We start from the raw sequence: 22,891 nt of genomic DNA, 5'->3' as shown, positions 1-22,891 counted from the left end.
GCTTCCCTTCGGTATTTCGTGTTCCCGACTCTATCAGACTCTTTCGTGTCCGATTCCCCGTCGGGGCGGGGTTTGCTTCGAGATCTTCGCTTTCGCGTTTCCCTTTCGGCATGTCCACTACTTTAGCGGGTTTCCCCCGCCATTCATAATCGAGTCATTCGAGTTCGAATTAAGGCATGCCGAAATTCGCACCCGTTGGGGTTCGATCGTAGAGAGTGGATGGCCGCCTGGGGTTGCTGAACAGCAGGGCCCGTCTCAAGCGGCTCGGGCTACGTTAGGCGCCGGTCGAGACCGAGTCAAGTTCGACGTTTGCGGGGCTGGTGCGCGCGGTAGGGGCTCACCGTCGGGTCGTCCGAGATCCAGAAGCGCCACGGGTGGGGGGCGCCGTCTCCGCCCACCCCGGTGCGCGGGCCGCTGCGTACCAGGTCGGGCAGCACGGGGGTCCCCGTCAGCACGGAGAGCGGGGCGTCGGGGCCGGCGCAGGCATCCGTGCCGTTCAGGGAGCGGCCCACGTCGAGCGCCGTGGCCAGGCGGGCCGGGCCTTTGGCCAGTTCTTTGTCGTGCCGGGCCGAGAGTCGACGTTTGCGGGCGAGCTCCGCGCCCACCCGGATCTCCCCCGCCCTCAGCAGCACACCGGCGGCCCGGCCCTCGGGGCCGCACACGAGGTTGAGGCAGTGCCACATCCCGTACGTGAAGTAGACGTACGCGTGTCCGGGCGGCCCGAACATCACGTCGTTGCGGGGCGTGCGGCCGCGGAAGGCGTGGGAGCCCGGGTCGTTCGGGCCGTCGTAGGCCTCGACCTCCGTCAGGCGGAGTTCGAGGATGCCCTGATCGGTCCGTCGTACGAGCGTGCGGCCGAGGAGGTCGGGTGCGACTTCCAGGACGGGCCGGTCGAAGAAGTTCCGGGTGAGTGGCGTACGTTCGGTGCCCGCGATCATGGCGTCCGAGGGTAGTGGACGACGGGCGGAACCGGGCTTCGCGGTTGTGCGTTCGTAGGGGTCGAGGTCGAGAACACGTGGACGTGGACGTGGATGGCGTGGACGTCGATGTGGACACAGGACATAGGGGAAGGACTGGCATGGGGTTCAAGCGGCTGCTGGCGAGCTTGGGGGCCGGCGGGGCTTCGGTGGAGACCGAGCTCACCGAGACCAATGTGGTGCCGGGCGGGGTCGTCCAGGGCGAGGTGCGGATCCAGGGCGGGTCGGTCGACCAGCAGATCGAGGGGCTCTCGGTCGGGCTGCAGGCCCGGGTCGAGGTCGAGGGCGGTGAGCACGAGCACAAGCAGGACATCGAGTTCACCAAGCTGAGGCTCGGCGGTGCCTTCGAGGTGAAGGCGGGGGCTGTGCACGTGGTGCCGTTCGGCCTGGAGATTCCCTGGGAGACGCCGGTCACCGCGATCGACGGTCAGCAGCTGCGGGGCATGCACATCGGGGTGACGACGGAGCTGGAGATCGCCCGGGCGGTCGACTCGGGTGACCTCGACCAGATCCAGGTTCATCCGCTGCCCGCACAGCAGGCGATCCTCGACGCGTTCATCCGGCTGGGGTTCCGCTTCAAGAGCGCGGACATGGAGAAGGGGCACATCCGCGGGACGCGGCAGCGGCTGCCCTTCTACCAGGAGATCGAGTTCTATCCGCCGGCGCAGTACCGGGGGCTGAACCAGGTCGAGCTGTCGTTCGTGGCGGACGACCGTGCGATGGACGTGGTGCTCGAGATGGACAAGAAGCCGGGCCTGTTCAGTGGGGGCAGCGATTCCTACCGCTCGTTCCAGGTGGGTCTGCACGACTTCCAGGGGACGGACTGGGCCGCGTATCTCAACGAGTGGCTGGCCGAGGTCGGCGGGCGGCGCGCCTGGTTCTGAGGGCGGACCCCCTAGGCTCGGGCGTACCAGTTGCCGACGAATCAGGAGGTGCCGACGTGAGCGAGCTCAAGAGGCCGCCGCTTCCCCATGACTTCCACCCCGAGGTGGCGTCGTTCACCGTGGTGAGCGAGGACGTCGAGCCGGGTGCCGTGCTCAAGGACGCCCAGGTCTACGCGGCCGGGAACACCTCGCCGCAGTTGCGGTGGGAGGGCTTCCCGGCCGGGACGAAGAGCTTCGCGGTGACGTGCTTCGACCCGGACGCGCCCACGGGCAGCGGGTTCTGGCACTGGTCGGTGTTCGACATCCCGGCGTCGGTGACGGAGCTGCCCGCGGGCGCGGGCAGCGGGAAGTTCGAGGGGCTGCCGGGCGGTGCGGTGCAGGTGCGCAACGACTACGGGTCGAAGGACTTCGGCGGTGCCGCGCCGCCCGCCGGGGAGACGCACCGGTACGTGTTCACGGTGTACGCGGTCGACAGCGAGAAGCTCGGTCCGGACGCTGAGGCCTCACCCGCGGTGGTCGGTTTCAATCTGCGTTTCCACACCCTCGGGCGGGCTCAGCTCATCGGTGAGTACACGGCTCCCGAGGAGAGCTGACCGTTCGTTTTCCGTTTGCCCTGCCCTGGTCTTGGAGAGATCAGGGCAGGGCATTTTTCTGTTGTCGGTCCGGGTTCACCGCCGGGGCGGGCGCGGATATTGCGTTGTCCATCGTGGCGAGCCCGGCCAGAGTTGATCCCAGCCCGCGTCGGTGGGCCGGCACTACGGAGGTGGGCAGGATGCGGGACACGCTGGTACTCAACGCGAGCTTCGAGCCGCTGTCGACGGTGACACTGAACCGTGCCGTGGTGCTGGTGCTCCAGGACAAGGCCGTGGTCGAGCAGTCCCACCCCGAGCTGCGGATGCGTGCGGCGACGATGGACATACCGGTGCCGCGGGTGATCCGGCTGTGCAGATACGTACGGGTGCCCTTCCGAAGACAGGCTCCGTGGTCGAGACGGGGGGTGCTGATCAGGGACCAGCACCGGTGCGCGTACTGCGGGCGGCGCGCGACGACCGTGGACCATGTGGTGCCGCGGGCGCAGGGTGGCCGGGACGGCTGGCTGAACACGGTCGCGTCCTGCGCCGAGGACAATCACCGCAAGGCGGACCGGACTCCGGAGGAGGCGGGGATGCCGCTGCTGCGGCAGCCGTTCGTGCCCTCTCCCGCCGACGCGATGCTGCTTGCGATGGCGGTCGGGGACCGTTCGGAGCTGCCCGCGTGGCTGTCCACCGGGGCCGTGCCGGCGGCGTAGGACGCGCTCCGGGTCGGGCCGGTACGCGCACGGGGCAGTGGTGCGTACGGGGTGGTGGTGCGTTCGGGGTCGACTTGTCTGCCGGGAGCCCGCCTTCGGTCGAAGGCGGGCTCTCTCCGTCTGCGTAGTGCGCGTACTGCCGTTATTTGAGGGTCAGTTGGAGGATCGCGACGATGCCGACGGCGATGATCACTCCGCGCAGGACGGCGGGCTTCAGGCGGCGGCCGACCTTGGCGCCGATCTGGCCGCCTATGGTCGAGCCGACGGCGATGAGCAGGACGGCGGTCCAGTTGAACTCGGCGACGAAGAGGAAGAAGACGGCGGCGATGCCGTTGACGACGGCGCCGAGGATGTTCTTGACGGCGTTGATGCGCTGCAGGCTGTCGGACAGGAGCAGGCCCATCAGGGAGAGGTAGAGCACGCCCTGGGCCGCGCCGAAGTAGCCCCCGTACATGCTGGCGAGGAAGAGGCCGACGAGGAGGGCGGGGCCGCCCTCGGGGTGGGCTTCGGTGCCCCGGGCTTCGCGGCGTCGTCCGATGGCGGCGGCCAGGCGGGGCTGGAACAGGACGAGGACGAGGGCCAGGCCGACGAGGACGGGGACGATCGCGTCGAACGACGCGGACGGCAGGGCGAGCAGCAGGGCCGCTCCGGCGAGCCCGCCCGCGAGGGCGACGCCGCCGAGGCGGAGCACGCGGCGGGTCTGGCCGCGCAGTTCGTGGCGATAGCCGATGGCGCCGCTGATGGAACCGGGGACCAGGCCGAGGGCGTTGGAGACGTTGGCGGTGATCGGTGGCAGGCCGGTCGCCAGGAGCACGGGGAAGGTGAGCAGCGTGCCGGATCCGACGATGGTGTTGATGGTGCCGGCGCCGATGCCGGCCGCGAAGACCGCGAGTGCTTCCCAGATGGACAAGGCCATCTCCTTACCCGTTCAGTGAGTCGCCTCCCCGCCGTGGAGGTCGAGGGGCCGCACTGATCATGCACGAACCGTGCACGGGGCAGTCAACTTGCCCCGTAGCACGGGTCGTTCGTTCGGGCCGGGTGTCGGACGGCCGGCGCGCGGGTTCCCGGGCCGGGGTCTAGTCGACGGGGGGTTCTTCGCGGCGCTCGACCGTGCCGTTGCTGCCGTTGCCTGTGTTGCCGGTGTTGCCGGTGTTGAAGCCGGGCATGCCGCCGCCGAGGTTGCCGAAGGCGCCGGAGAGGCCCTTGAGGGCGTCGCCGATCTCGCTGGGCACGATCCAGAGCTTGTTGGCGTCGCCTTCGGCGATCTTCGGGAGCATCTGGAGGTACTGGTAGGAGAGCAGCTTCTGGTCGGGGTCGCCGGCATGGATGGACTCGAAGACGGTACGGATGGCCTGGGCCTCGCCCTCGGCGCGCAGGGCCGCGGCCTTGGCCTCGCCCTCGGCGCGCAGGATCGCGGACTGCTTCTCGCCCTCGGCGCGCAGGATCTCCGACTGCCGTACGCCTTCGGCCTGGAGGATCGCGGCGCGCTTGTCACGGTCGGCGCGCATCTGCTTCTCCATCGAGTCCTGGATGGAGGTGGGCGGCTCGATCGCCTTGAGCTCGACGCGGTTGACGCGGATGCCCCACTTGCCGGTGGCTTCGTCGAGGACGCCGCGCAGGGCCGCGTTGATCTCCTCGCGGGAGGTCAGGGTCCGCTCCAGGTCCATGCCGCCGATGATGTTGCGGAGCGTGGTGACGGTGAGCTGCTCGATCGCCTGGATGTAGCTGGCGACTTCGTAGGTGGCGGCCCGGGCGTCGGTCACCTGGTAGTAGATGACGGTGTCGATGTTGACGACCAGGTTGTCCTGGGTGATCACCGGCTGGGGCGGGAAGGGGACGACCTGTTCGCGGAGGTCGATGCGGTTGCGGATGGAGTCGATGAACGGGACGACGATGTTCAGGCCCGCGTTCAGGGTCCGCGTGTAGCGGCCGAAGCGCTCCACGATGGCGGCGCTGGCCTGTGGGATCACCTGGATGGTCTTGATCAGGGCGATGAAGACCAACACCACCAGAATGATCAGGACGATGATGATCGGTTGCATCGCTTACCCCCGTGCCCTTCTTGCTCTCGGATGGCCCTGAAAACGTTGGCGTTTACCGGACTTGATGATCCTGGCATGGTTCACATGACGATGGCAGTGGCTCCGTCGATCTCGACGACGTCGACCTGCTGGCCCGGCTCGAACACCCGGTCCGTGTCGAGCGTGCGGGCGGACCAGACCTCGCCCGCGAGTTTGATCCGGCCGCCGTCGGCGTCGACCCGTTCGAGGACGACGGCCTGACGGCCCTTCAACGCCTCGGTGCCGGTGGCGAGTTGGGGCCGCTGGGCGCGGTGGCGTGCGGCGATGGGGCGTACCACCGCGATGAGGGCGACGGAGACGGCGATGAACAGCAGGACCTGTCCGACGGGGCCCATGCCGAGGCCCGCGCCGATGGCGGCGGCGACCGCGCCGACCGCCATCATGCCGAACTCGGGCATGGCGGTCAGCACCAGGGGGATGCCCAGTGCCGCCGCGGCCATCAGCCACCACACCCATGCCTCGATGTCCACCAGGTCATGGTAGGTCCGGGCGTCCCCCGACCGACAGGGCGCAAAGTCCCCGGGGCGGTCCGCGGTCCTAGCTGAGCGGGAGCCCGGTCGCCGTGTAGCGGTCGCCGCGGTGCTCGACGAGGAGCGGGAGGCCGAAGCAGAGGGAGAGGTTGCGGGAGGTGAGTTCGGTCTCCATGGGGCCGGCGGCGAGGACCTTGCCCTGGCGGATCATGAGGACGTGGGTGAAGCCGGGGGCGATCTCCTCGACGTGGTGGGTGACCATGACCATCGAGGGCGCGTACGGGTCGCGGGCGAGCCGGCCGAGGCGGCGGACCAGGTCCTCGCGGCCGCCGAGGTCGAGGCCGGCGGCGGGCTCGTCGAGGAGGAGGAGCTCGGGGTCGGTCATCATGGCGCGGGCGATCAGGGTGCGCTTGCGCTCGCCCTCGGAGAGGGTGCCGAACTTGCGGTCCACGAAGTCCGTCATGCCGAGCCGGTCGAGGAAGGCGCGGGCGCGGTCCTCGTCGACGGCGTCGTACTCCTCCTGCCAGGTGGCGGTCATGCCGTAGGCGGCCGTGAGGACGGTCTGCAGGACGGTCTGGCGCTTGGGGAGCTTGTCGGCCATCGCGACGCCGGCCATGCCGATGCGCGGGCGCAGCTCGAAGACGTCGACCCGGCCGAGCTGTTCACCGAGGATCCTGGTGGTGCCGGTGCTCGGGAAGAGGTAGCTGGAGGCGATGTTGAGGAGGGTGGTCTTGCCGGCGCCGTTGGGTCCGAGGATGACCCAGCGCTCGCCTTCCTTGACCGACCAGGAGACGTCGTCCACCAGAGCGCGTCCGTCGCGGACCACGGATACGTCCACCAGCTCCAGTACATCGCTCATGAGCGCGTTGTCTCCCCATGCCATCGTCTTGAGTTCGCGAGTGCGTTCCGGGGCGCGCCGGTGGGCGCGGTCCCCAGGGAAAACCTACGCCACTGGCGAAGTGATCCCGCCTCTAGGTCCGGTCGCGGGGTTTCCCTAGGCTGGTGTCCATGTTCTCGGAACCACGTTCAGGTCGGCTGGCCGCTTGGGGAAACGCCCTGTTGGCCGGAAATGTCTCACCGGACGACGCGGCGCTCGCGATCGTCGGGGACGATGCGGTGCACCGCGTCGAGGGGCTGCCGGGCGAGTCCGGGCCCGTGGGGCTCACCCTGGCGCTCGGCCGGCTGCGCACGCTCGGGGTGGGTGGCTGGCGGCTCGCGCTCCCGGTGGCCGGGCATCCGCTGGGGCTCAGCGGCCCCGCGGAGTTCAACGCGCGGGCGCTCGAAGCCGAGGAGGCCGTGGTCGGATTCGGGGCGCCGTACGGCCTCGTGCCCGAGGTGTACGAGGCCGGGCCCGCCGGGGACGTGCACGTGGAGGTCGTGTGGCACTGCCTCGCGGTGCGCGAGGCGCCGCCCGCGGACGTGCCCTCGCTCGGCGAGGCGGAGCGCGAGCTCGCGGAGGGGCTGCGGGACGCGACGGCCGCGCTGACCCGGCTCGACGTGGCGGGTTCGGGTCCGGCGGCGGCCGCCGCGATCGACGCGTACCGCTCGCGGGTGGAGGGCCCGGACGAGGAGGTGCTCGCACCGGGGTATCCGCCGCGCGCGGTAAGGGTGTTGGAGCTGGCCCGGCGGGTGGCGCTGCTGGTGTCACTGGCGTCCGAGAACGGGCACGGTGGCGCGGTGAGCGCCTCCGAGATCGCGGCGCGCGGCGAGGCGCTGCGCCCGGTGGAGCGGGTGGCGCGACGGGCCAGGGTCGCGGCGTACAACGCCTACGTGGAGGAGCGGGAGCGGGGCTGAGGCCCCGCACCGCGGAGGCCGAGGGAGCCCTTGGGGACGGCGAGGGGCCCGTGGGAACAGGAGCTCATCGCACCAGGAGCTCCTCGATCGGCTGAAGTCCCGGAGAGGAAGCCCCGGAAAACCGCAAAGGGAAAGGGGACGGCCCCCGGGCGGGACCCGGGGGCCGGAGGTCGCCGCGTGGGCGGGATCAGAAGTTGGAGCTCTGGTTCCCGAAGACGGGGTTGAGGACGCCGATCACGCTGACCGTGTTGCCCGTCGCGTTCACCGGCACGTGCACCGGGACCTGGACCAGGTTGCCGGAGACGGCGCCCGGGGAGTTCTGGGCGGTGCCGTTGGCGTCGGCCCCGCCGTGGGCGGAGGCTGCACCGGTCGCGGCGGCGAGGGCGCCTCCGGCGAGCACGGTGACGGCGAGAGCCTTGTTGAGCTTCATGTTCTGGATCCTCCTGGTCGTCGCCGCGGCCGGACCGGCGCGGCATGCCATGGAGAACGCAGGGCCGCTCCGGGGGATGCGCTATGTGGGTGACATCCACACGACGGTATGAATCTTCTACCGGACCCTGACGCTCCGCTTCCGTGTTCGGTTCGCGGTTCGGTTCGGATTCGCGGTCCGGTTCGGGGTCGCCGTTCGGTTCGCCGCGGCTCAGCCGGCCACACCGTGCCGGACGGCCCACAGGGCGGCCTGGGTACGGTCGGCGAGGTCGAGCTTCATCAGGATGTTCGACACATGGGTCTTGACGGTCTTCTCGGACAGGACGAGGTGGCGGGCGATCTCGCGGTTGGAGCGGCCGTCCGCGATCAGCGCGAGGACCTCCTTCTCGCGTTCGGTCAGGGTCGTGCCCCGCCCGGTGCCCCCGTACCCCTCGTCCTGGCTGAGCAGGGCGCCCGCGACCTCGGGCTGGAGCAGCACGTGCCCGGCGTGGACCGAGCGGATCGCTCCGGCCAGCGCGTCCGGGTCGACGTCCTTGTACACGTAGCCGGACGCGCCGGCGCGCAGGGCCGGGACGACCGTGCGCTGCTCGGTGAAGCTGGTGACGACGAGGACCTTCGCCGGGTTGGCGAGCTCGCGGAGTTTGCGCAGGGCCTCGATGCCGTCCATGCCCGGCATCTTGACGTCCATCAGGACGACGTCCGGCTTCAGCTCCTGGGCGCGGGCGACGCCCTCGGCGCCGTCGGACGCCTCCCCCACCACCTCTATGTCGTCCTGTACTTCCAGGAACGTACGCAGTCCTCGACGGACCACCTGGTGGTCGTCCACGAGCAGGACCCTGATCACCTTGTCAGCCACCGGGGACCTCCATCTCGATCGTGGCGCCCTCGCCGGGTGCCGATTGCACGGTGAGCCTGCCGCCGACTCCGCTCGCCCGGTGCCGCATCGACACCAGGCCGAGGTGGCGGCCCGCGCGGCGGACCAGACCCGGATCGAAGCCCCGGCCGTCGTCGCCGATCCGCAGGACCGCGCCCTGGCCGCTGCGCTCCAGGACCACCTCGACGCGGCCGGCCCCCGAGTGCCGCAGGGCGTTGTGGAGGGCCTCCTGGGCCACGCGCAGCAAGGCCTCCTCCTGGGCCGGGGGCAGGGCGCGCACGCCCCGGTTTTCGAAGGTGACACGGGCCGCGTGCGCCCGGTCGAGGACCTGGATCTGGGTGCGCAGGGTGTGTACCAGGCCGTCCTCCTCCAGGGCGGCGGGCCTCAACTCCACGACGGCGGCGCGCAGTTCGTCGGCGGCCTCGGCGGCGAGGAGGGCGACCTGCTGGAGCTCGCCCTTGGCGCGGGCCGGGTCGCGGTCGACGAGGGCGGTGGCCGCCTGGGCGGTGAGGCGGAGCGAGAAGAGCTTCTGGCTGACCGCGTCGTGCAGCTCGTGGGCGAGCCGGGAGCGCTCCTCGGCGATGGTCAACTCGCGGCTGCGCTCGTAGAGGCGGGCGTTGGTGAGGGCGATCGCGGCGTGCTGGGCGAGCAGCCGCAGCAGTTCCTCGTCGTGCTCGGTGAAGCCGCAGCCGCCGCCGGGGCGGGGGCAGCGCTTGTTGGCGAGGAAGAGCGCGCCGAGCGTCTCGTCGCCATCACGGATCGGCATGCCGAGGAAGTCGGACATGTCGGGGTGGGCGGCGGGCCAGCCCTCGAAGCGGGGGTCCTTGCGGACGTCGTCGAGGCGCTCGGCCTTCTCCTCGTGGAGCATCGCGGCGAGGATGCCGTGCTGGCGCGGCAGTGGTCCGATGGCCCGCCACTGCTCGTCGCTGACGCCGTCGACCACGAACTGGGCGAAGCCGCCGTGGTCGTCGGGGACGCCGAGCGCCGCGTACTCCGCGTCCAGGAGTTCGCGCGCGGACGCGGTGATCGTCTTGAGGACGTCCCCGACCTCCAGGTGCCTGCTCATCGCGAGCAGGGCGGTGCTCACGGCGGCGAGGCCCGCGCTCGGGGACGGGCTCTGACCTGCTCCGACGGGGTCGGCGGGACGGCTCATGTGGTCACCGTACCGGCGGAGTGCGACAGTGCGCCTCGGCCTGTGGACGGCCGGCGCCTAGGCCGCCGGGCCTAGGCCGAAGTACCCCTGGCGGGCCACCGGCCTTAGGGCGAAGTGCCGTCCCGGGCCGGTCCCCACGTCCGAGGCGGCGCCGGTGTGCCCGGAGCCACGCTGGACCCATCGGAGCCCGCCTCGGCCGGCCGGTCGGGGCGGGGCCCGGGGCAACAGCCCGGTCCGCACGCGGTGCGGAGCCGGACCGGACCGAGAAGCGACAGGTCGACGGACGGAACAGAGGGGTCGGACATCATGCCGGTTGCGATCATCACGGGCGCCTCGAAGGGGCTGGGCAGGGCACTGGCCGAAGCGTTGGCGGCACGGGGCTGGGATCTGGTCCTGGACGCCCGGACGGCACCCGTACTGAAGGAGGCTGCGCGCGGCCTGGAACCGTACGGCGCGAAGGTCGTGGCGCTGCCCGGGGACGTCACCGACGCCCGGCACCGGGCGGAGCTCGTGGCGGCGGCGCGGGGGCTCGGCGGCCTCGATCTGCTGGTGAACAACGCCTCCGCGCTGGGCGCGGAGCCGCTCGTACCGCTCGCGGAGCTCGGTCTTGCGGGGCTGCGGGCGGCCCTGGAGACCAATGTGGTCGCGGCGCTCGGGCTCGTACAGGAAGGTCTCGCGCTGCTGCGGGCGGCCCCGACGGGCACGGTGGTCGCGGTCAGTTCGGACGCGGCGGCCGAGGCATACGGGACGTGGGGCGGTTACGGGGCGTCGAAGGCGGCCCTGGACCAGCTGGCGGCGGTGCTCGCCGTGGAGGAGCCGGGGCTGCGGGTGTGGGCGGTGGACCCGGGCGACATGCGCACCGACCTGTACGCGGCGGCGGTGCCGGACGACGACTCGGGGCGGCCCGAGCCCTCGGCGGTGGTGCCGGGGTTCCTGCGGCTGCTCGACGAGCGCCCGCCGAGCGGCCGCTACGGCGCTGCCGCACTGGCGGCCGGCCACGGGGAGGACGTCCCGGCGGACGGTCGCGGGAAGGCCGTGGCGGCGGACGGTCGCGCGGAGGCCGGGCGGTGACGGCGCCCATGGTGGTGCGGGTGCCGGACGGGCTGCTCGCCTCGGTGCCGGCGGAGGTGCGCGGATCGGGGCGCGACGACGTACGCCTCATGGTGTCGCGCGGCACGGCCGTCTCCCATCACGCCTTCCGCGATCTGGCGGGGCAGCTGCGGGCCGGCGACGTGCTGGTGGTCAACACCTCGCAGACGCTGCCCGCTGCCGTCGACGGCGTGGTGGCGGGGGCGCCGGTGGTGGTGCACTTCTCGACGCTGGGCGCGGACGGGCGCTGGGCGGTGGAGCTGCGGACGCCCGGGGCGTCCGGGAGTACGGAGCGGCGCACCGGGGACCGGGCCGGGGCCGTCGTGGCACTGCCCGGCGGGGAGCGGCTCGTGCTCGACGAGGCGCTGAGCCCGGACCGGCTGTGGTGGGCGCGGGCGTCGGCGGGGGACGTACCGGATCTGATGCGCCGGTACGGGCGGCCCATCCGGTACTCCTACACCGAGCGGGACCAGCCGCTCGCGGCCTACCAGACGGTGTTCGCGCTGCCCGCGCCCGGCGGGCTCGGCTCGGCGGAGATGCCGAGTGCGGCGCGGCCCTTCACGGCCCCTCTGGTCGCGGAGCTGGTGCGGCGCGGGGTGCTGTTCGCGCCGGTCACGCTGCATACGGGGGTGGCGTCGGCGGAGGCGCACGAGCCGCCGTACCCGGAGCGCTTCGAGGTGCCGCGGTCGACGGCCCTGCTGGTGAACGCGGCCCGCGCGGGCAGAGGGCGCGGCGTGCGATGCGCTGCCCGGGAAGGGGTGCGGCGGGAGGCGGGTGGGCGCATCGTGGCCATTGGGACTACGGCGGTGCGGGCCCTGGAGTCGGCGGCCGGGCCCGACGGGGTGGTGCGGGAGGCGGCGGGCTTCACCGATCTCGTGGTGACGCCGCGGCGCGGGGTGCGGGTGGTGGACGGCCTCCTGACGGGGCTGCACGAGCCGGAGGCCTCGCATCTGCTGATGCTGGAGGCGATCGCGGGGCGCGAGGCGCTGGCCGTCGCCTACGACCAGGCGCTGAGCCGGCTCTACCTGTGGCACGAGTTCGGCGACGTCCATCTCCTCCTTCCGGAGGAGAACCCTCACACTGCGCATTGCTCCAGCAACGTCTGGTGATTCTGTTACCCGTCCGATGTGAGCCCGCGCATAGGACGCACATCACTTACGAAGCCGGCTAGTGGACGAATAAAAGGCGTGTTAGCCCGTCGGGAGTGGGTACGAGCCGCCTTTCGTCGGCTCGTGATCCACTACCCGGCTTCGTATGTAGCAGCTTTGCCACGAGATTTTGCGGCCGCTAACAATGGCTCTCGTCGCACAGCGCTGCGGCCAACCGCCGCGGCGTTTCACTGCGCCGTCCCCAGTCATTCGGAAGAGGTCCAACAGCCATGCCCGAGTCCAGCAACCCTGGTCACAGTCGTCTGCCCCAGACGCACAAGATCTCGATTGCCGGTGTCGCCGCCCTCGGCGCCGCCGCTCTCGCCCTCTCGGTCTTCCCCGGGACGGGTCAGTCGGGCAACGCCGCGACCATAGCCGCCGAGCCCGCCGCCTTCTCGGCGACCGTCGCCAGCACCAAGACGGTCTCGCAGAACGTCTCCAAGCAGCAGGTGACCGCGGACAAGCAGGCCCAGGTCGCCGCGAAGGCCAAGGCCGCCGCTGCCGCCAAGGCGAAGGCCGAGGCCGAGGCGAAGAAGCGGGACGAGGCCGCCGCCGCGAGCCGCTCCGCCGCCCGCAAGCCGGTCTACGCCAACAACCTCGACGGCTGGATCCGCCAGTCCCTCGACATCATGAAGAGCAAGGGCATCCCGGGCAGCTACGACGGTCTGCACCGCAACATCATGCGCGAGTCGACCGGCAACCCGATGGCCATCAACGGCTGGGACATCAACGCCATCAACGGCATCCCGTCCAAGGGTCTGCTCCAGGTCATCCAGCCCACGTTCAACGCCTACCACGTGCCCGGCACCTCGTGGAACATCTACGACCCGGTCGCCAACATCACCGCCGCCGCCAACTACGCGGCCGACAAGTACGGCTCGATGGACAACGTCAACAGCGCCTACTGATCCCTTTCGACAGGGCCCGTGAGCGAAGAAGGGCGGCACCCCGTGCGGGGTGCCGCCCTTCTTCGCGTTGCCGGGCCTCTCTCAGGCACGGGTCACTTGCGCATGACCTCGGGCTCGTGGCGGCGCAGCAGGCGCGCGACGAAGAAGCCGAGGACGACACCGATGAACAGCAGCACCGAGATGTCGATGAACCACTGCGTGGCGTCGTGCTTCCACAGCGGGTCGAGGTTGGTCGGGTCGCTCTGGTCCATCGGCCCCATCAGGTGGGAGAGGTCGAGGGTCGTGCCGGCGCCCGCGATGGCCCAGCGCGACGGCATCAGCCAGGCGAACTGCTCCAGGCCGACGGAGTCGTAGACCTTGAACAGGATGCCGGTGAAGACGACCTGGACGATGGCGAACATGACCAGGAGCGGCATCGTCTTCTCGGAGGTCTTCACCAGCGAGGAGATGATCAGGCCGAACATCATCGAGGTGAAGCCGAGCGCGATCACGACCAGGCACATCTCGACCGCCGGCGGCATCACCAGGCCCTCGGCGGGCAGCTTGCGGGTCGAGAAACCGATCACGCAGAGGATCACGCCCTGGAAGGCCGTGATGACGCCGAGCACCAGGATCTTGGACATCAGGTACGCCGAGCGGGACAGGCCGGTGGCCCGTTCCCGTTCGTAGATGACCCGTTCCTTGATCAGTTCTCGTACGGAGTTGGCCGCGCCCGAGAAGCACATGCCGACCGCGAGGATCAGCATGATTGTTCCGGCGTCGCCGTTGAAACGGGACGGCGGCGTGGGCGGCGCGAGGCCGAACTTCGCCGGGATGACGACGCTGACCGAGCCGATCACCGCCGGCAGGGCGACCGACAGGGCGAGGAAGCCCTTGTCGGAGGCGATGACGGAGACGTACCGGCGCATCAGCGTCCACAGCTGGGAGACCCAGCCCTGGGGCTTGGGCGGCTTCATCGCCTGGGCCGGCGGCATCTGCACCGACTGCGGGGCGACGGCGTCGATGTCCGCGGCGTACATCTGGTAGTGCTGCGAGCCCTTCCAGCGGCCCGCCCAGTCGTAGTCGCGGTAGCTCTCGAAGGCGGAGAAGACATCGGCCCAGGTGCCGTAGCCGAAGAAGTTCAGCGCCTCCTCGGGCGGCCCGAAGTAGGCGACCGAGCCGCCCGGCGCCATCACGAGCAGCTTGTCGCAGATCGCGAGCTCGGCCACCGAGTGGGTGACGACCAGAACGGTGCGGCCGTCGTCGGCGAGGCCGCGCAGGAGCTGCATGACGTCGCGGTCCATGCCCGGGTCGAGACCGGAGGTGGGCTCGTCGAGGAAGATCAGCGACGGCTTGGTCAGGAGCTCGAGAGCCACCGAGACGCGCTTGCGCTGGCCACCGGAGAGGGAGGTGACCTTCTTCTCCTTGTGGATGTCCAGCTTGAGCTCGCGCAGCACCTCGTCGATGCGCTGCTGGCGCTCGCTCTCGGTGGTGTCGGCGGGGAAGCGCAGCTTGGCCGCGTACTTCAGCGCCTTCTTGACGGTCAGCTCCTTGTGCAGGATGTCGTCCTGCGGGACCAGACCGATGCGCTGGCGCAGCTCGGCGAACTGCTTGTAGAGGTTGCGGTTGTCGTAGAGGACATCGCCCTTGTTGGCGGGCCGGTAGCCGGTGAGCGCCTTGAGCAGGGTCGACTTTCCGGAGCCCGAGGGGCCGATGACCGCGATGAGGGACTTCTCGGGGACGCCGAAGGAGACGTCCTTGAGGATGTCCTTGCCGCCGTCGACCGTGACGGTCAGATGGCGGGCGGAGAAGGAGACGTCACCGGTGTCGACGAACTCTTCGAGCCGGTCGCCGACGATGCGGAAGGTGGAGTGGCCGACGCCGACGATGTCCTGCGGGCCGAGCAGGACGCTGCCGCCCTTGGCGATCGGCTGGCCGTTGACGTAGGTGCCGTTGTGGGACCCGAGGTCGCGGATCTCCATCCGGCCGTCGGGCGTCGCGTGGAACTCGGCGTGGTGGCGCGAGACCTGGAGGTCGGAGACGACCAGCTCGTTCTCCAGCGCACGGCCGATCCGCATGACGCGGCCGAGCGCGACCTGGTGGAACGTGGTCGGGCTGCGGTCGCCGTAGGCCGGCGCGGTCCCCGCGGGCCCGCCCTGCTGAGGGAACTGCGGCTGCTGGGGCTGCGGCTGCTGCCACTGCTGCGGGACCTGCGCCTGCTGGGGCTGCTGTGCCCAGCCGCCCTGCTGGGGCGGGGCCTGCTGGGGTTGGGGGTGGACGGGCGCGGCCTGCGCCTGCTGGGCCGCGGGCTGTGCGTAGGCGGCCGCGGCGGCGCCGGTCAGATTCAGCCGCGGGCCGTCGGTCGCGTTGCCGAGGTGGACCGAGGAGCCGGGGCCGATGTCCATCTGGTGGATCCGCTGGCCCTGCACATAGGTGCCGTTGGTCGATCCGTGGTCCTCGACGACCCAACTCCGGCCGTTCCAGCTGACCGTGGCGTGCCGCCACGAGACTCTGGCGTCGTCGACCACGAGGTCACCTTGCGGATCACGTCCGAGGGTGTACGACCTGGACGGATCGAGCGTCCAGGTGCTGCCATTCAATTCCAGTACGAGTTCCGGCACTCCAGCCCCACTTATCGTCCCCCGAAAGACCTCCGCACCGGAGGCCTGTGACTCCCGACACAGGGAGTCTAGGGATGGTGAACATCGTGGGGAACTATTTCAGGCCCGGGCTCGTATCCGAAACCCGGGCCTTGTGAATTACCGGCACAGACCGTGCACAGTACGGTCCCGGTCCGGCAACAGGCCCTGGAAGTACGCCCGTTGACGTGGGCCAAACACCCCCCGAGAGTAGTAAGAACCCATGAGTGCGTACGGATCATGATGTCCGCACATAAAGGGCCCGGCGGTGGGTGAAAACGCGCTCTCCGTAGTGAATGGGGCAAGTCGGCTCGTATCGGGGGTTCCTGATGAGCGTGGGCGGCAATGCGGGCCGGGGCGTGATCCGCTGGGGCGACGTCGTACTCGCCTCGATCGCCGCGGTGAGCTGGGCCCTCGTCGCGATGGCGGGCACGGCAGCCCTCGGGCTGCATCTGCTCGGGGCGGACGCGGTGGGTGCGCTCGGGCCGATGACGGCGGCCGTGGTGGTGCTCGGGGCGGGCGGCTCGGTCACCCCGTCCGGTGACGTCTCGGCCTTCGGTCTGAGCGGGGCCGAGGCGAGGACGAGCGTCGATTTCGCGCCACTGGGCGTCGGCCTCGCGGGCGCGCTGCTGCTCTCCTTCTTCTTCCTTCGTTCGCTGAGGGCGGCCGGCGCCACGGTCCCCGGCGCCGAACTGGCGGCCCGCGCGGCCGCGGTGGTGGTCCTCTTCGTCGCCGTCGTCGCCGTCCTCGCCTGGGCCGGGCACGACCTCGTCACGCTCGACGGCACCGGGCTGGGTCCGGGCGGCGCCGAGGTGCCCGCGGTGCCGGGCATCCCCGGCCTCGGGGGCATCGGCGGGCTGCTGCCGGGCCGGCTCGCCGACCTCACGGGCGCGAAGGCCCGGGTCGGCTTCGGCGTGGATGCGGGACGCTCGCTGGTGGGCGCGGCGTGCTGGGCGGCCGTGGTCCTGGTGATCGCCCTCCTCGCCTCGCGCCGCACCCCGCTGCCGCGCGCCTGGTCGGCACTGCACCGGGTGGTACGGCCCGCGGTGTCGGCCGTGGTGACGGTGGTCCTGGTGGCGGTGGCGGCGGGGCTCGCGGCGGCGGCGTACGCGGCGGTCGGTGACGCGCATCCGGCGCGGATCGGGGGCGCGGCCCTGCTCGGCGCGCCCGACGGGGTGTGGACGGCGATCCCGCTCGGCCTGTTCGTGCCGTGGAGCGGGCACGCCGGCGGCGCGCTCGCCTCGGTGCTCCCCGATCCGGTCGGCCGGCTGCTCGCCACGGACTCCGACCGGCCCCTGACCCTGGGGCGGCTCGCCCAACTCGACCAACGGGTATGGCTGTTGGCGGTCGCGGCGGCCTGCCTGATGCTGTGCGCGGGGGTGCTCGGCGCGGTCCGGACGCCGGTGGGCGGACGCCCGGGGGGCGCCTTCGTGGGGCGGTGCGCGCTGTCGCTGGCCGCGGCCACCGCGGTGGCGCTCCCCCTGCTCGTGCGGCTCACCGGGGTGTCCGCGAACGCGTCCCTTTCGGTGCTGGGGTTCGACGCGTTCGGGGCGGGTCTGGAGCTGCACGGCAACGCGGGGCTCGCCCTGCCGCTCGGCGCCGGATGGGGGGCCGCGGCGGGCGCCCTGGGCGCGCTGCTCGCCCGGATGTCGGGGGCCGCGGGGCGCGGGACGGCCGTCCTCGCGAGGCTGAGCCGGGCCGGGGCCGCCGCGCGGGCACCGGGAGTACCGGCCGCGCCGGGCGAACGGGGGCCCGGGCCGTACCGCCCGGCACCGGGAGGCGTACCCGCACCGCCCGACGAGCGGGAGCCCGGGCCGTACCGCCCGGGGCCGTCCCACCGTCCGCCGAACCCCGACACCAACCCGTATATGAAGCTGCCCCCGGGCCTGCACGGCTCCCCCACCCTTCCGGGCCCCGGGCCCCGGTCGCGCGCCCGGCCCCGGCCCCGGCCCGAGGGGGAGGGGCCGCCTCCGCCGCCCGGGACGCCCGGGACGCCCGGGCGCCGCGGCTGAACCGCGCGGTCCGGGGGCCGTACGAGGGGGGCCTGTCCGCAGGGCGGGACGCCGTGCGGGCGAGGCACCGCGTGCCGATACGGTGGGATCACCATGACGCCATCGCCCCTGCCTCCCGCCGGCCAGGGCTCCGACGCCGGTCAGAGCTCTGACGTACCGACCCTCCTCGTCAAGATCTTCGGCAAGGACCGCCCCGGCATCACCGCCGGGCTCTTCGACACCCTCGCCGCCTACGCCGTCGACGTCGTCGACATCGAGCAGGTCGTCTCCCGTGGCCGGCTCGTGCTGTGCGCGCTGGTCACCGAGCCGACCGTCGCCTCCCAGGGCGAGCTGCGCGCCACCGTGCACAGCTGGGCCGAGTCGCTCCGCCTGGAGGCCGAGATCATCTCCGGCACCGGTGACAACAGGCCGCGCGGCAGCGGCCGTTCGCACGTCACCGTGCTCGGGCACCCGCTGACCGCGGAGTCCACGGCGGCCATAGCGGCCCGCATCGCCGGCACCGGCGGCAACATCGACCGTATCTTCCGGCTCGCCAAGTACCCGGTCACCGCAGTGGAGTTCGCGGTGTCCGGCGTCGAGACGGCACCCCTGCGCACCGCGCTCGCGACCGAGGCCGCCGCCCTCGGTGTGGACGTGGCCGTCGTCTCGGCGGGGCTGCACCGGCGGGCCCAGCGGCTCGTGGTGATGGACGTCGACTCCACGCTGATCCAGGACGAGGTGATCGAGCTCTTCGCCGCGCACGCCGGCTGCGAGGACGAGGTCGCCGAGGTCACCGCCCGCGCGATGCGCGGCGAGCTCGACTTCGAGCAGTCCCTGCACGCCCGGGTGGCGCTGCTGCGGGGCCTGGACGCCTCGGTCGTGGACAAGGTGCGGGCCGAGGTCCGGCTCACCCCGGGCGCCCGCACCCTGATCCGCACGCTCAAGGCGCTCGGCTATCAAGTGGGCGTCGTCTCGGGCGGGTTCACCCAGGTCACCGACGATCTCAAGGAACGGCTCGGGCTCGACTTCGCCGCCGCCAACACCCTGGAGATCGAGGACGGCACCTTCACCGGCCGGGTCACGGGCGAGATCGTCGACCGGGCGGGCAAGGCGCGGCTGCTGCGCAGGTTCGCCGCCGAGGCGGGGGTGCCGCTGGCCCAGACGGTGGCGATCGGCGACGGCGCCAACGACCTCGACATGCTGAACGCGGCGGGACTCGGCGTCGCCTTCAACGCCAAGCCGGTGGTGCGCGAGGCCGCACACACCGCGGTGAACGTGCCCTTCCTCGACACCGTGCTCTATCTGCTCGGCATCACCAGGGAAGAGGTCGAGGCGGCCGACGCCCTCGTCGACTGACCTCCGTACGGATACCCGGCCGCAGACGGACAAGGCCCCGGCGCGCTGTGTGCGCCGGGGCCTTCGTCACGTACGGGGTGCGGTCGTGGGCTCAGGCGTGCGGGGCCCAGAAGTCGACGAGCGTGGCCACGCCGTGTTCCACGGACTTCCAGGAGCCGTTGAAGGAGAGCACGGCGATGGAGGAGGTCGGGAAGCCGCTGCGGTTCATCCGCGAGAGCGCATCGCCCTCGGCGCCGCCCGCGAGCGCGTCGGCCATTGCGTGCATCCCGGGGTTGTGGCCGATGAGCAGCAGGTCGGCGACGTCTTCGGGCGTCTCGTTGACCAGCGCGATCAGCTCGCCGAGGGAGGCTTCGTACATCCGCTCCTCGTACACCGTCCGGGGGCGCTGCGGCAGTTCGTGGACGGCGAGCTTCCAGGTCTCGCGCGTCCTTACGGCGCTGGAGCACAGGGCGAGGTCGAAGGCGATGCCGGACTCGGCCAGCCGGCGGCCCGCGGCGGGGGCGTCCGCCCTGCCCCGTTCGGCGAGCGGCCGGTCGTGGTCGGACACCTCGGGCCAGTCGGCTTTCGCGTGCCGGAGAAGGACGATCCTGTGGGGTGTATCGACGCTCATGTTCCCCAGCTTCGCATGAATCGCGCCAGCGGGCGCAGGGTGTTGGGCGCTCCGCCAGGGGGGTGACGCGCGGGGCCGCTGAGGCGGGTGCGGATCAGCGCGAGAGGCTGTGCTGGATGCGGTCGACGAGGTGGGCGACGGTGCCGTCGCCGGAGACGGCGTGGGCGTCACCCGAACCGATGACGAGGGCGAGCAGCGCGAAGAACGCGATGGCGGGCAGTACGACGCCCCACCACGGCAGCTTGAAGTCGACGCCACCGGCGCCCTGTTGGGGGGACCTGGGGTGGGTGTGGGCCGACATGACCGCCTCCGTGGTGGTGCTGGGTTCGGGTTCCGCGGGCGGACGGGGTGTCCGTCGCGGTACCTCAAAACCTACGGATGCGGCGGGTGTCGTCCCATCCGGTGACCCACCCACTTGACCCTGACCCTGACCCCCTAGGGGATGGTGGGGCTAGCACCACCACGGCCTCGCCGGGGCCTCGTTCGGGGCCCGGACGGACTCCGGCCGGGCTCCGACCGGGCCTCGATCAGGCTTCGGCCGGGCTCCGGCCGGGCTCCGGCCGGGCTCCGGCCGGGCTCCGGCCGGGCTTCGGCCGGGCTTCGGTCAGGGGGAGGCGAGCGTCGCGATGACGGCGACCACGACCGTGACGGCGAGCATCGCGCCGAGCACGAGCAGGAGCTTCTTGTGGCTGTTCTGCGGATTGGGTTCGAGCACTGGCATGCGGCCAGTGTCGCATCCCGGTTTCGCCCGCTATCGCCGGGCCCCGGCCTCGTCCTCGATCGTACGGTCGCGCCCGGCGAGGATGCCCACGACGATCTGCGGGACCATGAGGCCCGCCATCAGGGCGATGGGCAGGTCCCAGCCGCCGGTGCGGTCGTGCAGGACGCCGACCAGGAGGGGGCCCGGGATGGAGAGCAGGTAGCCGACGCACTGGGCGAAGGCCGACAGGCGCACCACGCCCGCGTGGCTCCGGGACCGCTTGCTGATCATCGTCAGGGCGAGCGGGAAAGCGCAGTTGGAGACGCCGAGCAGCAGCGCCCAGGCCCAGGCGCCGGAGGCGGGCGCCAGGTAGAGCCCGGCGTAGCCGCCCAGACCGCAGGCGCCGAGCGCGACCACGATCGGGCCCTGGCTGCGCAGCCGGTTGACGAGCCACGGGATGACGAAGCCGAGCGGCACGCCCATGACCATGGTGATGGACAGGAGCAGCCCCGCGGTGCCGGCCGAGACGCCCGCGTCGCGGAAGATCGTCGGCATCCAGCCCATGGTGATGTAGGCGCCGGTGGCCTGGAGTCCGAAGAAGCAGGCGAGCGCCCAGGCGGTGCCGCTGCGGGTGATGCGCAGCGCCGGGGCGGCCTCGTCCGTGGCGCCGATGGCCGGGCCCGCGCTCGCGGAGCGGTCGCGCGTCAGCGGAATCCAGACCGCCACGGCGACGACGGCGAGCAGCGCCCAGATGCCGAGGCCCTGGCGCCAGCTGCCGCCGAGCGCGTCGGTGAGGGGCACGGTGGTGACCGCGGCGAGCGAGGTGCCCGCGGCGAGCGCCATCGAGTAGAGGCCGGTCATCGAGCCGACCCGGTCCGGGAAGTACCGCTTGACGATGACCGGCATCAGGACGTTGCTCAGGGCTATGCCCATCAGGGCGAGCGCGCTGGCCGCGAGGAAGGTGACGGTGCCGCCCGCGAAGGAGCGCAGGAGCAGGCCCGCGGTGATGGCGGCCATGCCGGCGAAGACGACGGCGCCGGGGCCGAACCGGCGGGCCAGGCGCGGCGCCATGATGCCGAAGACGGCGAAGCAGAACGCGGGGACCGAGGTGAGGACACCCGCGATGCCGCCGCTCATGTGCAGCCCGCCGGTGACCTCCTTCATCAGCGAGCCGAGGCTGGTGATCGCGGGGCGCAGGTTGACCGCGGCGAGCACCAGCGCGAGCGGTACGAGCCAGCGCGTCCACGCCGGCGCCCGGTCCGCACCGGCGGGTGCGGGGGCCTGGAGGGACTCGGCGGGAACGGTGGGCGCGGGGCTCAGCGTGGTGGTCTCTTCGTCGGGCATGGTGCCATCATAGAATCATGGGATGATTGGTTGTCCAATCGATGCCCGCTAGATTTTCCGGTATCCCACCCCCTCTCGGACTGGAGCACCATGACGCTCAGCTCTCCCCGGCGATCCGCCCTCGCCGACCAGGTGATCGCGCAGTTGCGCAACCAGATCACCTCGGGCGAGTGGCCGGTGGGTTCACGCATCCCCACCGAGCCGGAGCTGGTCGAGCAGCTCGGGGTGGCGCGCAACACGGTCCGCGAGGCGGTCCGCGCGCTCGCGCACAACGGGCTGCTCGACATCCGCCAGGGCTCGGGCACCTATGTCGTGGCGACGAGCGAGCTGGCCGGGGTGATGCACCGCCGCTTCGCCGACGCGGACCCGCGCCATGTGGCCGAGCTGCGCTCCACCCTGGAGTCCTCGGCGGCCAGGCTGGCCGCCGAACGGCGTACCGAGCGCGAGCTCAAGCAGTTGGACACGCTCCTGGAGCGGCGCGAGGAGGCCTGGGCCTCGGGCGACCGGGAGGCGTTCGTGGCGGCGGACGCGACGCTGCACCTCGCGGTCGTGGCGGCCTCGCACAACGACGTCCTGACCGAGCTGTACGCGGACCTCGGGCATCTCCTGCGCGACTGGCTGCGGGACGACGTGTCGCTCGACATGACGCCGGAGCGCCACATGGACCACGCCCGGATGGTCGACGCGATCCGTGCCGGGGACGCGGAGACGGCCGCGTCCGAGGCCGCGGCCCATGCCTTCATCTGCCTGCCGGACCGCCTCGAAACCCGCTGACCGCGGGCCCGTCGGTCCTCAGGACGCCTTCTGGTGGGTCACCCACACGGTGCGCACGTCCTTCCAGCACCGGTCGGTGAGGCGCACGGTCTGCCCGGGGCCCACCTCCACCGCGGCCGCGTCCGCGTCCAGGTCCCACCAGTTCGCGCAGTCGGTGTGCAGCCGCACCCGGTCGGTGGCCGGATAGGGGTTGTGGCAGTACGCGGTCACATGCGAGCCCTGTACGGAGGTGTGGCACGCGGCGCCGAACGGCTCGGGCCTCGGGGCCGCGGGCGGTGCGTCGGGGGCGGTCGCGGCCCGTACCACGGAGGGCGCCGCGAACCCGGCCGCCGCCACCATCAGGACGAACAACAGGGCCAACGCCCGCCGCTGCCCGACCCGCAGCGGGTGCACGAGCAGAGGG

The 22,891-nt window shown here is 71.7% G+C and carries 23 protein-coding genes and 1 pseudogene; 10 read left to right on the top strand and 14 right to left on the bottom strand.

Features of this window, described 5'->3' with window-relative positions; all coding sequences use genetic code 11:
* Positions 1 to 296: 296 nt before the first annotated feature.
* Complete coding sequence (locus IE267_RS07445; protein WP_167154241.1) at positions 297 to 938, bottom strand: DNA-3-methyladenine glycosylase; 642 nt, start codon at positions 936 to 938, stop codon at positions 297 to 299.
* A 140-nt stretch (positions 939 to 1,078) separates the two neighbouring features.
* On the opposite strand from IE267_RS07445, the gene IE267_RS07440 reads away from it, so the two are divergent.
* The 3 genes from IE267_RS07440 to IE267_RS07430 all read left to right on the top strand — a co-directional run bounded on the left by IE267_RS07440 (position 1,079) and on the right by IE267_RS07430 (position 3,149).
* Positions 1,079 to 1,861 carry a sporulation protein gene (locus IE267_RS07440; protein ID WP_189762472.1) on the top strand — a complete coding sequence of 261 codons (783 nt, stop codon included), beginning with the start codon at positions 1,079 to 1,081 and terminating at the stop codon, positions 1,859 to 1,861.
* A 56-nt stretch (positions 1,862 to 1,917) separates the two neighbouring features.
* Positions 1,918 to 2,454 carry a YbhB/YbcL family Raf kinase inhibitor-like protein gene (locus tag IE267_RS07435; RefSeq protein ID WP_161245309.1) on the top strand — a complete coding sequence of 179 codons (537 nt, stop codon included), beginning with the start codon at positions 1,918 to 1,920 and terminating at the stop codon, positions 2,452 to 2,454.
* A 179-nt stretch (positions 2,455 to 2,633) separates the two neighbouring features.
* Positions 2,634 to 3,149: an HNH endonuclease gene (locus IE267_RS07430; RefSeq protein ID WP_161245308.1), complete on the top strand. Its 516-nt coding sequence runs from the start codon at positions 2,634 to 2,636 to the stop codon at positions 3,147 to 3,149.
* A gap of 142 nt (positions 3,150 to 3,291) precedes the next feature.
* On the opposite strand, the gene IE267_RS07425 is transcribed toward IE267_RS07430, so the two are convergent.
* The 4 genes from IE267_RS07425 to IE267_RS07410 all read right to left on the bottom strand — a co-directional run bounded on the left by IE267_RS07425 (position 3,292) and on the right by IE267_RS07410 (position 6,559).
* A complete protein-coding gene (locus IE267_RS07425) occupies positions 3,292 to 4,065 on the bottom strand; it encodes a sulfite exporter TauE/SafE family protein (RefSeq protein WP_189762471.1) in 774 nt (257 codons plus the stop codon).
* Between the two features lie 160 nt (positions 4,066 to 4,225).
* The gene (locus tag IE267_RS07420; protein ID WP_167154236.1) at positions 4,226 to 5,191 is read right to left on the bottom strand and encodes an SPFH domain-containing protein; all 966 of its coding nucleotides are present in this window, start codon (positions 5,189 to 5,191) and stop codon (positions 4,226 to 4,228) included.
* Between the two features lie 80 nt (positions 5,192 to 5,271).
* Positions 5,272 to 5,703 carry an NfeD family protein gene (locus IE267_RS07415; protein ID WP_161245312.1) on the bottom strand — a complete coding sequence of 144 codons (432 nt, stop codon included), beginning with the start codon at positions 5,701 to 5,703 and terminating at the stop codon, positions 5,272 to 5,274.
* Between the two features lie 64 nt (positions 5,704 to 5,767).
* Positions 5,768 to 6,559 (bottom strand): ABC transporter ATP-binding protein, encoded by a 792-nt coding sequence (locus IE267_RS07410; protein WP_161245305.1) that lies wholly within the window; start codon positions 6,557 to 6,559, stop codon positions 5,768 to 5,770.
* A gap of 149 nt (positions 6,560 to 6,708) precedes the next feature.
* Between IE267_RS07410 and IE267_RS07405 the strand changes: the two genes are divergently transcribed.
* On the top strand, positions 6,709 to 7,494 hold the full coding sequence (locus tag IE267_RS07405) for an Rv1486c family protein (RefSeq protein WP_167154234.1): 786 nt from the start codon (positions 6,709 to 6,711) through the stop codon (positions 7,492 to 7,494).
* A gap of 187 nt (positions 7,495 to 7,681) precedes the next feature.
* Here IE267_RS07405 and IE267_RS07400 read toward each other — a convergent pair whose 3' ends face one another.
* The 3 genes from IE267_RS07400 to IE267_RS07390 all read right to left on the bottom strand — a co-directional run bounded on the left by IE267_RS07400 (position 7,682) and on the right by IE267_RS07390 (position 9,950).
* Positions 7,682 to 7,924, bottom strand: coding sequence for a chaplin (locus IE267_RS07400; RefSeq protein ID WP_161246922.1), 243 nt, complete (start codon positions 7,922 to 7,924; stop codon positions 7,682 to 7,684).
* 210 nt (positions 7,925 to 8,134) lie between these two features.
* A complete protein-coding gene (locus IE267_RS07395) occupies positions 8,135 to 8,779 on the bottom strand; it encodes a response regulator (RefSeq protein WP_167154231.1) in 645 nt (214 codons plus the stop codon).
* Positions 8,772 to 9,950, bottom strand: coding sequence for a GAF domain-containing sensor histidine kinase (locus IE267_RS07390; protein WP_167154229.1), 1,179 nt, complete (start codon positions 9,948 to 9,950; stop codon positions 8,772 to 8,774). Before IE267_RS07390 ends, IE267_RS07395 begins: the two co-directional genes overlap by 8 nt.
* Before the next feature lie 306 nt (positions 9,951 to 10,256).
* Here IE267_RS07390 and IE267_RS07385 point away from each other — a divergent pair.
* The 3 genes and pseudogenes from IE267_RS07385 to IE267_RS07375 form a co-directional block, all read left to right on the top strand.
* Positions 10,257 to 10,946: pseudogene (locus IE267_RS07385) on the top strand (SDR family NAD(P)-dependent oxidoreductase); the annotation flags it as partial.
* Positions 10,947 to 11,029: 83 nt separating this feature from the next.
* Positions 11,030 to 12,148: an S-adenosylmethionine:tRNA ribosyltransferase-isomerase gene (locus IE267_RS07380; RefSeq protein ID WP_189762519.1), complete on the top strand. Its 1,119-nt coding sequence runs from the start codon at positions 11,030 to 11,032 to the stop codon at positions 12,146 to 12,148.
* A 269-nt stretch (positions 12,149 to 12,417) separates the two neighbouring features.
* The gene (locus IE267_RS07375) at positions 12,418 to 13,095 is read left to right on the top strand and encodes a transglycosylase SLT domain-containing protein (RefSeq protein WP_167154225.1); all 678 of its coding nucleotides are present in this window, start codon (positions 12,418 to 12,420) and stop codon (positions 13,093 to 13,095) included.
* A gap of 92 nt (positions 13,096 to 13,187) precedes the next feature.
* Here IE267_RS07375 and IE267_RS07370 read toward each other — a convergent pair whose 3' ends face one another.
* A complete protein-coding gene (locus tag IE267_RS07370) occupies positions 13,188 to 15,695 on the bottom strand; it encodes an ABC transporter ATP-binding protein/permease (protein WP_189762469.1) in 2,508 nt (835 codons plus the stop codon).
* Positions 15,696 to 16,042: 347 nt separating this feature from the next.
* Between IE267_RS07370 and IE267_RS07365 the strand changes: the two genes are divergently transcribed.
* Complete coding sequence (locus tag IE267_RS07365; protein WP_189762468.1) at positions 16,043 to 17,725, top strand: streptophobe family protein; 1,683 nt, start codon at positions 16,043 to 16,045, stop codon at positions 17,723 to 17,725.
* 93 nt (positions 17,726 to 17,818) lie between these two features.
* Positions 17,819 to 19,060: a phosphoserine phosphatase SerB gene (gene serB, locus IE267_RS07360; protein WP_161245964.1), complete on the top strand. Its 1,242-nt coding sequence runs from the start codon at positions 17,819 to 17,821 to the stop codon at positions 19,058 to 19,060.
* A gap of 91 nt (positions 19,061 to 19,151) precedes the next feature.
* On the opposite strand, the gene IE267_RS07355 is transcribed toward serB, so the two are convergent.
* From IE267_RS07355 to IE267_RS07345, 4 genes are all read right to left on the bottom strand, one after another.
* A complete protein-coding gene (locus IE267_RS07355; RefSeq protein WP_167154219.1) occupies positions 19,152 to 19,670 on the bottom strand; it encodes a SixA phosphatase family protein in 519 nt (172 codons plus the stop codon).
* A gap of 94 nt (positions 19,671 to 19,764) precedes the next feature.
* Complete coding sequence (locus tag IE267_RS07350) at positions 19,765 to 19,971, bottom strand: hypothetical protein (protein ID WP_167154217.1); 207 nt, start codon at positions 19,969 to 19,971, stop codon at positions 19,765 to 19,767.
* 303 nt (positions 19,972 to 20,274) lie between these two features.
* Positions 20,275 to 20,391 carry an SGM_5486 family transporter-associated protein gene (locus IE267_RS40095; protein WP_261711291.1) on the bottom strand — a complete coding sequence of 39 codons (117 nt, stop codon included), beginning with the start codon at positions 20,389 to 20,391 and terminating at the stop codon, positions 20,275 to 20,277.
* Positions 20,392 to 20,421: 30 nt separating this feature from the next.
* Positions 20,422 to 21,714, bottom strand: a complete 1,293-nt coding sequence (locus tag IE267_RS07345; RefSeq protein WP_167154216.1) for a CynX/NimT family MFS transporter — start codon at positions 21,712 to 21,714, stop codon at positions 20,422 to 20,424.
* Positions 21,715 to 21,804: 90 nt separating this feature from the next.
* Here IE267_RS07345 and IE267_RS07340 point away from each other — a divergent pair, with 90 nt between their 5' ends.
* Positions 21,805 to 22,488: a FadR/GntR family transcriptional regulator gene (locus IE267_RS07340; RefSeq protein ID WP_189762467.1), complete on the top strand. Its 684-nt coding sequence runs from the start codon at positions 21,805 to 21,807 to the stop codon at positions 22,486 to 22,488.
* Positions 22,489 to 22,506: 18 nt separating this feature from the next.
* Here IE267_RS07340 and IE267_RS07335 read toward each other — a convergent pair whose 3' ends face one another.
* Complete coding sequence (locus IE267_RS07335) at positions 22,507 to 22,827, bottom strand: hypothetical protein (protein WP_167156366.1); 321 nt, start codon at positions 22,825 to 22,827, stop codon at positions 22,507 to 22,509.
* Positions 22,828 to 22,891 lie beyond the last annotated feature (64 nt).

It is taken from the genome of Streptomyces xanthochromogenes (assembly GCF_014650455.1).
Lineage (GTDB): Bacteria > Actinomycetota > Actinomycetes > Streptomycetales > Streptomycetaceae > Streptomyces > Streptomyces xanthochromogenes.
This window is presented reverse-complemented; position numbering and strand designations above follow the sequence as displayed.

Bases quoted from the DNA above. Each gene is read 5' to 3' on its own strand.
- IE267_RS07445 (WP_167154241.1), bottom strand. From the start codon at position 938: ATGATCGCGGGCACCGAACGTACGCCACTCACCCGGAACTTCTTCGAC.
- IE267_RS07440 (WP_189762472.1), top strand. From the start codon at position 1,079: ATGGGGTTCAAGCGGCTGCTGGCGAGCTTGGGGGCCGGCGGGGCTTCG.
- IE267_RS07430 (WP_161245308.1), top strand. From the start codon at position 2,634: ATGCGGGACACGCTGGTACTCAACGCGAGCTTCGAGCCGCTGTCGACG.
- IE267_RS07425 (WP_189762471.1), bottom strand. From the start codon at position 4,065: ATGGCCTTGTCCATCTGGGAAGCACTCGCGGTCTTCGCGGCCGGCATC.
- IE267_RS07420 (WP_167154236.1), bottom strand. From the start codon at position 5,191: ATGCAACCGATCATCATCGTCCTGATCATTCTGGTGGTGTTGGTCTTC.
- IE267_RS07410 (WP_161245305.1), bottom strand. From the start codon at position 6,559: ATGAGCGATGTACTGGAGCTGGTGGACGTATCCGTGGTCCGCGACGGA.
- IE267_RS07405 (WP_167154234.1), top strand. From the start codon at position 6,709: ATGTTCTCGGAACCACGTTCAGGTCGGCTGGCCGCTTGGGGAAACGCC.
- IE267_RS07400 (WP_161246922.1), bottom strand. From the start codon at position 7,924: ATGAAGCTCAACAAGGCTCTCGCCGTCACCGTGCTCGCCGGAGGCGCC.
- IE267_RS07390 (WP_167154229.1), bottom strand. From the start codon at position 9,950: ATGAGCCGTCCCGCCGACCCCGTCGGAGCAGGTCAGAGCCCGTCCCCG.
- IE267_RS07380 (WP_189762519.1), top strand. From the start codon at position 11,030: ATGGTGGTGCGGGTGCCGGACGGGCTGCTCGCCTCGGTGCCGGCGGAG.
- IE267_RS07375 (WP_167154225.1), top strand. From the start codon at position 12,418: ATGCCCGAGTCCAGCAACCCTGGTCACAGTCGTCTGCCCCAGACGCAC.
- IE267_RS07365 (WP_189762468.1), top strand. From the start codon at position 16,043: ATGAGCGTGGGCGGCAATGCGGGCCGGGGCGTGATCCGCTGGGGCGAC.
- serB (WP_161245964.1), top strand. From the start codon at position 17,819: ATGACGCCATCGCCCCTGCCTCCCGCCGGCCAGGGCTCCGACGCCGGT.
- IE267_RS07355 (WP_167154219.1), bottom strand. From the start codon at position 19,670: ATGAGCGTCGATACACCCCACAGGATCGTCCTTCTCCGGCACGCGAAA.
- IE267_RS07350 (WP_167154217.1), bottom strand. From the start codon at position 19,971: ATGTCGGCCCACACCCACCCCAGGTCCCCCCAACAGGGCGCCGGTGGC.
- IE267_RS40095 (WP_261711291.1), bottom strand. From the start codon at position 20,391: ATGCCAGTGCTCGAACCCAATCCGCAGAACAGCCACAAGAAGCTCCTG.
- IE267_RS07345 (WP_167154216.1), bottom strand. From the start codon at position 21,714: ATGCCCGACGAAGAGACCACCACGCTGAGCCCCGCGCCCACCGTTCCC.
- IE267_RS07340 (WP_189762467.1), top strand. From the start codon at position 21,805: ATGACGCTCAGCTCTCCCCGGCGATCCGCCCTCGCCGACCAGGTGATC.
- IE267_RS07335 (WP_167156366.1), bottom strand. From the start codon at position 22,827: ATGGTGGCGGCGGCCGGGTTCGCGGCGCCCTCCGTGGTACGGGCCGCG.